Genomic DNA, 10,651 nt, shown 5'->3' with positions numbered 1-10,651 from the left:
TTTAAATAAAATAACCCAAACATTTCCAATAAAATATTGTAACAAAAAATCCTATTTCAAGACATTATTGGTAAAATCTGCCTTCATAAAAATAAAACATGAAAACAAAAGGAGTTCAAAGAGAGCATGGCGCCTTTAAAGTAAAATATAGCACCCCATTGCAATGCATGAAAATAGGAAGTTGCCTAAGAATGAGTTAATCTCAATAACGCTTGTTTTATGCTACTTTAATAAGGAAATTTTTCTGCACAGGTACGATTTATAAAGACATTGCTGTATAAAGAGAATCGCATGATCTGTAATTTGTAAAAAGAATCAAATTCCTGTAGAAGCATGCTAAGCTATCTATCTAGCTTTCTTTATTTAATATTGAAAAGTACTCTTATAAATCTATGTGGGATAACGAACAACAAAAAAACGATCCTGGACAGGACCCTGCTCTTGTCGTCAAACGCTTACGGCCTGCGCGCCGGCAGGTCTCTGCTCGTTGGCTTACGGGAACCGTTCTGACAGGAATCACTTCCTGCATTCTTATGGGGATTGCACTTTTTACGGCTCTTGATGAACAACAGCGATTGGTAACACCGCCACAATGGTTTACGCAGGAAAACCTATCAGAATCACAAGACCCTGAGGCCAATGGGTATAAAGGTGATCGTATTTCTCCCACCCATGCACGGCAAAGCTTTGACAGAAAACGTCAATTTGAACTATCGATTCTACAAAAAAAAGGCGATGAAAAAGTCATTCAAACACAACATTTTGAATGGATTCGTATGGCTTTAGCCGAAAATCGCCCCCAGAAATATAGCTATCCAAAATTTGATTCTTTAAGCATTCTTGCCAGTGATTCGCAAAGTCAAAATATTGCACCACAAGAAGATTCTGGGCAGATTTACGGTGCAAAAATCGAAACAAAACTCACCTTACGCAGCTATGATTTTAAGGTAAATCAATTCGATTTTGATGACAGCGACACATTGACAGATGAAGAGGCACAACAAGAAGTGCAAAAAGCTGGATTTACTTTAGAAAAGAGCACCGAACTTCTTTCAGTTCTCACATTGATTGATCCTTTAAAGTTAGAAGATGCATCCTCCCCTTCCCAAGGCACAGAATCCCCTGAAGTTCGAATCGTTCAAGAAAATGTAACCGTTTCTCCTCAAAGCCACCGTATCGATCTGACGAAAAACTATGTTGAAGATATTATTCCTATTCGTAAAAAACAAACGATAGCCGATGCTTTCAAAAAAACCAGTTATACAAAAAAGCAAATTGACCAAGTTGTAAAAACGCTAGAAAAAATAAGCCTTTCCGATACTCTTAAAGAGGGAAGCCTTTTACGCATTGGTATCGTGACACAAGCTGGTGAAAAAGACCATCTCGTACGCGCAAGTATCTATCAAGGGATGCATCATGTTCTCACCATTGCCCTGAATGATAAAGGCCAATTCATTGAAAGCACAGAGCCTAAAATGTCTAAAGCGCTTAAAACGGCTTTTCAAAATGGTATTCCGCATTCTTACATCAATAGCGCGCAATTACCAACGGCTTATGATGCACTCTATAGTGCTTTGCTAAGCCATAATATATCACAATCTCTCTCTCATCGTCTTATTCGTCTGCTGGCCACCAATATTGACATGAAAAGTCCGATAACACCCAATGATCAGATCGAAATATTTTATGCCGTACCACAAAGCGATAAAGAAAACAAAAACGGCAAAAAGAACTTGAAAGCAAAGGAAGCATCCAAAAACACTGATCCAGAAATTCGTTATATTAGCGCAACTTTTGGAAATACAACTTATAAATATTACCGTTATCAATTAAAAGATGGAAGCGTTGATTATTATGATTCTGAAGGGAAGAGTTCAAAGCCTTTCTTGCTGCGCAAACCCACACCAAATGGGATTTTTGGCTCCCCCTTTGGTCCACGCAAACATCCTATTTTAGGCTATATTCGCATGCATACGGGTGTTGACTGGGTTGCTCCTAAAGGATCGCCCATTATTGCTGTAGGAGATGGTATTGTCACAAAAGTAGGCGTAACAGGCGGCTATGGAAATCACACGGAAATTCAACATGCCAATGGATATGTCAGCAGTTATTCACACCAAAGTCGTTATGCACCAGACATCAAACCAGGCGTGAAAGTACGACAAGGACAAATTATTGGATATGTTGGATCAACAGGAATGGCAACCGGTCCCCATTGTCATTTTGAAATCATTGTCAATGGCGTCAAAGTTGATCCCATGCGCATTCGTATACCGGATAGCAAAGCCTTAACCAATCAAGACCTACAAACATTCCTACAAGAAAAAAACAATATTGATTCTTTGATCAACAGCCCGATAGCACCCTCCGAAGAGACTTAAAGCATGAAAGCATCTGCATTTTCACGACTCAAAACATCTAAAAATATGCTTTAGCGCTTACTTTTCTCAAAGAGATTTCCGCATTTTAAATATCTATTAAAGGATACGCCGAAATATGCCACCACCCAAGGTCGCATCACAATGATTAAAAATAAAACGCCCTCCCCTTTTCAGGTTTACGCACAATAGAAAAGTGAAAAATATGAACCCCCAAAAGGCTAACTCTTCTTGTTTATTTTATCAAAACGATAAAAATCCCTTTGTTTTCCATGCAATAAAGTCTTAAATTAAAGGTGAGTTTTTCTAAAGAACGAAGATTCTAAAATCCATATCATTCTATAAACAACCCGACTTCTTGTTGAATAGATTCCACTTGTTGAATGTATGCTGTTCATAGCCCTAAAGGACGGTGTTTCATGAACTTTATGAGCAAGTTTTACCTAAGAGAATATTCCTTACACACTTTTACAAAAACACCCCATATTTAAAGTTTTAACAGCCCTTACAAAAAATAACAAAACTTAAAAAAAACAATCTCTTCGAAAAGAAATAGAGCTTACGAATATAAGTATTATTAGCGTAAAGGAGCACTTATTCAAAATAAATTTAAAGGCTCACTTAAGCACTTCAAAGCTCTAAGACAAGGAGAACTTTGAAAGCCGATCATCGGAGTCAATAAAGCAAAAAAACAACGAGAGAGAAAATCAAACATTACACCAAAAGATAAAGAAGCAAAGTTGCCTTTCTTGAAGACAATCGATAATTTAATATTAAAGAGTGCTGTGTTCGCGCTACTGAAGCCGTATTTTTCCTTCTTCTTGTGAAAAGATGCCCTCCCCATACATTCACGATGAATGAAAGGCAGCTTACCACGAGCAAAGAGTTTAACCCTTTAAAAAAATCAGTCAGAGCTTTTTTTTGAACTATTCATGCTAAGTTTTGGCAAAGGAATAACAATCTTTGTGCCTCCTAAAGCAGAAGTTTCAAACAGAGGTTTTTCACCAAATTGCATACAGAGCTGTTCCACAACCACACGACCAAGTCCTGTTTTTTGTTTTAAAGTTTGGCTTTTCATTCCCACGCCATCATCTTCTACAATGAGCATCAATTGTCCATCTTTCTGGGGACCAAAGGAGATATAAATATGACCCGACCGTTGATCAGGAAAGGCATGTTTTAAGGAATTTGTCAGCAGTTCACCAAGGATAATTCCAAGTGTTGTCGCATCTCTTGAAGACAGGCGACAATCTTTAAAGTTGGTGTGAATGGTGATGTTTTCACGCAATTCAAAAGGAACTGCCAATTCGACATCATGCACAACAGAACTAAGAAACTCTGCCAATAAAGTCGTTTCCATATCATCACTTAAGCGCAAACGACGATGTGCTGTAGAAATTGTCTGAATACGATCACGTGCAGCACCTAGAACAGAACGTACCTCTTCATTTTTGCTCCGGTTTAACTGGAGCCCCAGCAAAGAAGACACCGTTCCAAGAGAATTGCCAATGCGATGGCTTGCATCCTGCAACAATATTTCAACCCGTTGGCGTTCTTTTTCAGCGTGATTACGTGCTCTTTCTAATTCTTGTGTTCGTTCTTTCACGCGGGCTTCCAGAGCGATATTTTCGCTATGAAGCAGCAATTGATACAATTTTAAAGAGCGCATATCACGATGAAAACGATTAATAACAAAATAGGCAGAAATAAAGGTACTTACAACGGAAACAATAGCCGCCAAAGTCAAAGCAGCCCGCATCAATGCGATACCCTCACGCTGTTTTTGTCGCACTACATCATCCCCATTAATAAAGCTTGTCATCAATTGAGCTAAACGTGCCACAGGAATCTTTGATACTTCCAAAGAGTCCGCATGAGAAGGTTGAGAAGGTTGTTCAGGAATCGCATCAAGAGCATGCATATGGGCATTCATAAAGGCTTTTCGTGCTTCAACCTCTTCTTTAAAAGCCGTAAACCATTTATACCACTGGGGATGCGCATAAACAATAAGTGCGATATAGTCGAGAATATTCCCCAACTCCCGCTCTGAATTTTCAAAACGTATTTTATCTTCCGCCTTGCGCGTTTTTGCATAGCTGCGATCAGCAACAGCCATATCAATCAAGCTAATAAGGACCAAATCAGCCTGTTCGCGCAATTCTGAACTTGTATTCAACTGTGCGATTTCTCGATCAACGGCATTTGAAAGCAACATAATAAAAACCGATGCCAAAAGAGCCATAACAAGAGAAACAACAATCGCACCCCACCGCCAGCGTGATATCGTTGCATCAGAAGAAGGCATTTGAGGCATCAAATTTGTTTTTGTTGTCATAGAATGTCCATTGGCGAACTTGAAAGTCGTCATTTTTCAGCACAAAGGAAGGCAACCTTATGGAACATAAAACCTAAAGCCCGTGAGAAAGTTTTATACAGGCTTTTCTTGTGTTCCTAAGGATACACGCCAAACTTCTGAATTTCCTCAGATACTGACTTTACTGTAATAGCTATAACGGGAATAAAAAAAACAAGGCTATCGATCATAATTATTATGCTTTTTTAGCCGTTAAATGAACACAATGTACTTCCAGCTGAGTAAGAATCAGGACCATAATCAGACTCACCATCCACCTTAAGAAGTTCTTGTAATCGATTACGCGCCCTGCTCACACGGCTTTTAATGGTTCCAACAGCACAACCACAAATAGTCGCAGCATCTTCATAAGAAAACCCCGATGCGCCAATGAGAATAATGGCTTCTCTTTGATCGGCAGAAAGCAAATTTAAGGCTTTTTTGAAATCTTGCAAATCAAGCGATCCATATTGAGCAGGATGAACAGCGACATTTTGAGTAAACACGCCATCGGTATCTTGAACTTCTCTTCCCTTTTTACGCATTTGACTATAAAATTCATTGCGCAAAATGGTAAAAAGCCAAGCTTTAAGATTAGTCCCCATCTCAAAACTATCTTGCTTAGCCCATGCCTTCATAACAGTATCTTGAACCAAATCTTCAGCTTTATCGTGCTTGCCACTTAAAGAAACAGCAAAAGCTCGTAAAGCCGGCAACACAGAAAGGAGTTCTTGTTTAAAGTTTTTCGCGCGCTTTGACATAAAGGATTCAAACCTTTTCCACATTGTTTAAGCCAAATTGCTCTGCGCGCTCCAACTTCTCTAAAAGCTCAAGCAAACACCGTGGCAGTGCCTCTTCTTGAATTTCCATGTAAAATTGACGTAACTTCCGTGCTATTTCGCTATTGACCCCGAGAAGATCATCTCCAACTGTAAATTGTGTGGTGAGATTTTTTTCATCACGGTCGTTCATTTTTCATCCCCCTAATCCATATAATATTGGTAGCACCGCGAAGAATTTTTTCGCCTTATAGTTGTAAATATAGCTGTCGGTAAAAAGTTCCATACAAATCAAGGAACTTTTTTATCGGTTGAGAATTTCAACCAACAAAGTGCTTGAAAGGTCAAAGGAGTTATAAATTATGTCATTATCAACGCGCATTGCCCCGCATCTTCCCTATCTTCGGCGTTTTGCCCGCTCTGTCACCGGTAGCCAATCCTCTGGCGATGCTTATGTGTCAGCGATGTTGGAAGCACTCATTGCCGACATCTCCATTTTTCCCAAAGCCTCCACTGACCGAATTGGTACCTATTGGCTTTTTTGCCATCTTTTTGACCAAACCACACCGAACATCCCAGAACCCCTGCCTCAATTTGGTCTTGAACAAAAAACCAGTGCCAAATTATCCTATCTCACGCCCCGTGCACGCCAAGCATTTTTGCTCATTGCCGTTGAAGGATTTCATGAACAAGAAGCCAGCGAAATCATGAATCTGGATACGAAAGAATTCCGCAAGCTTCTCAACCAAGCATCTATTGATATTTCTCAACAAATTGCCACTGAAGTCATGATTATTGAAGATGAACCTCTTATTGCACTTGATATTGAGCAAATGGTAGAAAGCCTAGGTCATCATGTTGTAGGAATAGCGCGCACGCGTGATGAAGCTGTCATTATGTATCATAAGAAAAAACCACGGTTGATTTTGGCTGATATTCAATTAGCCGATAACAGTTCAGGTATTGATGCGGTCAACGAGATTTTGAAAAATGACCGTATACCAGTGATTTTCATCACGGCTTTTCCCGAAAGGCTTCTCACTGGCGAGCGTCCAGAACCAACTTTTTTAGTGACCAAACCTTTTAACCCAGATATGGTGAAAGCGCTTATTTCCCAAGCTTTATTTTTTCAAGAGAATGCTTCTAAAGCGGCTTAGAACAGGGTAACATCTTAAAATTATGATTGTTACGCCTCTTTCAAAGCCTCCCATGGATAAATCTCATATGAGTGCGCTCATGCAAGCGATTCGTGGTGCGGATATTTGCGTTCTCTATCAGGCAACAAATCTGGTTTATTTATGGGCTGAAAACTTGCCCCACCATTTGCACAATAAATGGCGGGTTGGGTGTCGTGACAGCGACTTTTTTTCGCTTGACCTTGCAGACAATATGGAAACCATCAAACTGCAAGTTTTAGCCAGTGGCAAAATGCAAACTGTTGAAGCACGTTTTGAAGATACAAACAAACAAGAGATTTGGTACAAATTTTCTATTGATTGCCACCGCAATGATAACGAAGACATTATTGGTATTATCACCACCGGTGTCAATATTTCCGGCTTACGCCGCCGTGAACAAGTGCTTAAAATCCTTCTTCGCGAAGTCAGTCACCGTTCTAAAAATCTTCTAGCGATCATTCAAAGTATTGCCAGTCAAACCGCCCGCTATACTGAATCTCTTCAAGTTTTTTTACGAAAATTTCAAGGTCGCCTTCATTCTCTTTCTCATTCTCAAGATCTGATCACGGATTCCGATTGGCGTGGTGCTCAATTTCGCGAATTGGTCCAAACGCAGGCTTTAGGCTATTTAATGAAAGAAACAGAACGTTTTTCACTTGAAGGCGTCGATCCTTATCTTTTTCCCAATGCCGCTTTGCATATTGGTTTGGCTTTTCATGAACTGATTGTCAATTCTCTTTCTTTTGGAGCCCTTTCCCAAGAAAAGGGGAGCATCTGTGTACGCTGTGAAATCGAAACAAAACTGAATGGCAAAACGCAACTTATCATCACTTGGCATGAAAATTTTGAATCCGGCATCCCTCCCACAAACAATAAAAAAGCCTGTTTTGGTAGTGCCGTTCTCGAAAAAATCGTTCCCATTTCCGTGAATGGTTCAGCTTCCCTCAAATTGACACAAGAAGGAATTGTCTATTGCCTCTCTGTTCCTGATACTTATTTTGATATTTTTTCTTAAAAGAGCATTTTAAACAATGAACAAGAGAAGTTTCCCCTTTTTTAGTAAAATGTCTCATCTGTTTATTAAGCACAAAGACATTTTCCAACCTCTTTAAACCAACCTCTATAGTCCCCCAATAGTTCCCCAAAACCTTAACGAAAAACCTTAACGATGAGAACTGAAAGCCACATAAAATCTATTCCCGCTGTTAATCAACTTCCATCCCTCATATAACCGGCATATTTTAAAACAGAAACCAAAACGATAAAGAGCAAACCGTTTCAACTTTTACTATGCCAAATAAAAGCGAGCCTATTACCCATCTCTTTTTGTGTAATTTTCGCAATGCGCATACAATTTTATTTTGGCATAATATGCAATTTCAAGGAGTAAAGCTAACATCCATCATCATTCTTCAGCTTTACGGGCTTAAAGCCTCCACGACAACGACAATTAATTGATGAAAATTGCATATTTTACGCTTTTATTTATCGCATTCTATAATGGAGATATTCTCTTCAGGTACAATAGGACATTCTAAAACAGAATACACTTATGTCTTTCATTCACGCACTTTTTTAATATTTCCCAGCGCATCCACGCTCATTTCAAAACAGTATCTGTAAATAAGATATAATAGCCCCCAGCCCCCGTAAAGTGAACCATCAAACCCGCCCCCCTTGTTACGCCATATCCTTCTTTACCTTCATGCCCCTTTTCACTTCATAAAAGTAGTAGCTGAGCATCATCATACCATTTGTCTTTCATGTTACAACAGCCATTGACCTTTGAGAGCGTCCATAAGAGGCATTTTAGGCTTTTTTTCAAATATTTCTCATTGATACAAAGCCCCTACACACCCCTTTATGACGTGCAAACCAATGACTTTGATTAATTCACTATAAAGGGGAAAACCCATCTCAAAGGGGAACTAAAAAACTTTGAAAGCGTTTAACAGTGAAGAAGCCCCTAGGCTGACAAATTGCAGTCCGCTCTGTCAACCTCTCATTTGGAAAATAATTGATGAATCCCCTTGTTTTTATCCTCTTATTAGTTTCATGTACAGATGATTTTAATAGTTGCTATTCGAACAATACAATGGTTAAAATCTATCCAACGGCTCAAGCTTGTGAACAAGCCATGGTACCGTCCACAAAAAAGTTTGCACTTTATGGACAACAAATTTTTGCCCAATGTATAAACGTACATGCAAATTTGCATCAACAAGAAGTAAACTTGATCTGGTCTGTAACAAACCATGGAAATTTTCTTCTTAAAAGCCAAAACGTAAAGGACAAGGTGTCTACAGTCCACAAAGAAGATATTTTACCAACATCGCTTCCTCTTTTGCATTCTTCTTCCACAAACCTCTTGCACAAAAAACTTTAAAAGCATAAACCCATCAGATCTCAAAAAAATAATCAATGAAAGACATGATGGATAATAAGCGAATGCAACCTTCAAAAGACCATCACACAGAGCAAAATTCTCTGCCTCAAGATCTCCCTTTAGACCCTGCCGTAGAACGAGTGAGAAAAAAACTTATGGGTTTAATGATTATTTCCGTTTTAATAACGCTTTTCCTTATTCTAACCGTACTGTTTTTAATTGTTTATAAAGTGATAACAACCGGATCAGCGCCAAAACAAACCGAGTTATCTTCCTCTCCCAGCAAAAACCCACACGTTATCCATCATACGCTCTCTCTACCGGAAAAAACACAGATTTTGTCGCAAAGCCTCTCAGAACACAATATTGTACTGAAAGTTTTAACCCCTGATGGACAAACAAAATTTATGATTTACAATTATCATACCGGTGCTCTAATCGCCGTTCTTTCTGTTGAAACAACAAAAGAGAGTTCGAAGATAATGCCTCATTAAGAAAACTAACATCAATAAGCGCTTAACATAGCATCCTTGAAGATTTAACATTTTCTGCAAGCCGACACTATCACACGCTTTGCCAACTCGTGGGTGTTGCCAACAGCCCTTGGCGCTAGAGAGAGTTCATAAGAGCCATTTTTATTCCTTTCTTATACAAATTTATCCACACGGGCTCTCCCCGTTTGCAACGTGCAAGCGAATGGTTTTTGTTGATTCAACATGGAACAAATTTGGACATGAGAGAATTCTAGGGGCTTAGGGGCTCCAACCTAACATTCAAAACAATGAATTATTATTATAAATCAATGTGATAAGCATTAAATATACACCACACGGGCGACGGCGCGTTTTTTACTGTATCCCCTCACTTAAATCTTGGAAAAGAAGAAACCTTTCTGTCAACGCATTCCCATTTTTAAGAAAACTGACATCACTTGGGAAAAGCTAATAAACGTGCAAGAAATACCTCTTCTTGAGTGCAAAAATTCAACATATTAATTTATAGTGATGATTTATTTTGCATGTCAAACGAGAATCTCAAATACTGTATGATTCTCCCTTTCAAATCTGTTCGTAAGAAACTGAATCAAAATCATTTCTTTACATATCCCAGCAAGGAAATGGATGAATAAAAATACCTCTTATGAATGATCCGGTATCAAAAGAAGAACTGTTGCAACATTGAAAATTAAAGCAATAACGCCCAGCTTACATCTTTTATTAAGCAAAGATAGCCGATGAATTTCACATAATAGAATTCATGAACACCAACGCGAAATGGGCATAAATACATTGAACAATATTAAATATAAGTGTGAATTAAATAAAACAACGACATTGCGTTCTTCATAAAAGAACTGCCTCTTAAAATACACGGATGCGGTTTTCTCTGTATTTCCTCACTTAAATCCCAGCAAAGAGGCAATCTTTTCTGTCAACACCCTTTGTTAAGTCCCAATACTGCCCGTGAAAATCTAAAGAAAGCGCAAGAGGCTTCTTGAGTATATACAATTTACTATCATAATACCAATAACATCACCACAAGCGCTTATACAGCACCTTTCAGGTTTAAACATTTTC

Annotated in this window: 8 protein-coding genes; 5 read left to right on the top strand and 3 right to left on the bottom strand. The window is 38.8% G+C overall.

Features of this window, described 5'->3' with window-relative positions:
* The first annotated feature begins 392 nt into the window (after positions 1–392).
* The gene (locus ACFIK3_RS06305; protein ID WP_375643523.1) at positions 393–2,381 is read left to right on the top strand and encodes a M23 family metallopeptidase; all 1,989 of its coding nucleotides are present in this window, start codon (positions 393–395) and stop codon (positions 2,379–2,381) included.
* A 901-nt stretch (positions 2,382–3,282) separates the two neighbouring features.
* On the opposite strand, the gene ACFIK3_RS06300 is transcribed toward ACFIK3_RS06305, so the two are convergent.
* The 3 genes from ACFIK3_RS06300 to ACFIK3_RS06290 all read right to left on the bottom strand — a co-directional run bounded on the left by ACFIK3_RS06300 (position 3,283) and on the right by ACFIK3_RS06290 (position 5,703).
* Positions 3,283–4,713: a sensor histidine kinase gene (locus tag ACFIK3_RS06300; protein ID WP_375631403.1), complete on the bottom strand. Its 1,431-nt coding sequence runs from the start codon at positions 4,711–4,713 to the stop codon at positions 3,283–3,285.
* 224 nt (positions 4,714–4,937) lie between these two features.
* Entirely contained in the window at positions 4,938–5,492 is a 555-nt protein-coding gene (locus ACFIK3_RS06295; RefSeq protein ID WP_375631404.1) for an RNA polymerase sigma factor, read from the bottom strand.
* 7 nt (positions 5,493–5,499) lie between these two features.
* On the bottom strand, positions 5,500–5,703 hold the full coding sequence (locus tag ACFIK3_RS06290) for a NepR family anti-sigma factor (protein ID WP_015856821.1): 204 nt from the start codon (positions 5,701–5,703) through the stop codon (positions 5,500–5,502).
* Between the two features lie 169 nt (positions 5,704–5,872).
* Here ACFIK3_RS06290 and ACFIK3_RS06285 point away from each other — a divergent pair, with 169 nt between their 5' ends.
* The 4 genes from ACFIK3_RS06285 (at position 5,873) to ACFIK3_RS06270 (ending at position 9,568) form a co-directional block, all read left to right on the top strand.
* Entirely contained in the window at positions 5,873–6,667 is a 795-nt protein-coding gene (locus tag ACFIK3_RS06285) for a response regulator (protein WP_273791319.1), read from the top strand.
* 22 nt (positions 6,668–6,689) lie between these two features.
* Positions 6,690–7,703, top strand: coding sequence for a sensor histidine kinase (locus ACFIK3_RS06280; RefSeq protein ID WP_375631405.1), 1,014 nt, complete (start codon positions 6,690–6,692; stop codon positions 7,701–7,703).
* Positions 7,704–8,708: 1,005 nt separating this feature from the next.
* A complete protein-coding gene (locus ACFIK3_RS06275) occupies positions 8,709–9,074 on the top strand; it encodes a hypothetical protein (protein WP_273791326.1) in 366 nt (121 codons plus the stop codon).
* Positions 9,075–9,118: 44 nt separating this feature from the next.
* A complete protein-coding gene (locus ACFIK3_RS06270; RefSeq protein WP_273791317.1) occupies positions 9,119–9,568 on the top strand; it encodes a hypothetical protein in 450 nt (149 codons plus the stop codon).
* Positions 9,569–10,651 lie beyond the last annotated feature (1,083 nt).

The organism is Bartonella sp. CB10SXKL, assembly GCF_042195515.1.
Lineage (GTDB): Bacteria > Pseudomonadota > Alphaproteobacteria > Rhizobiales > Rhizobiaceae > Bartonella.
The sequence above is the reverse complement of the archived record's forward strand: the minus strand, read 5'-3'. Positions and strand labels throughout refer to the sequence as shown.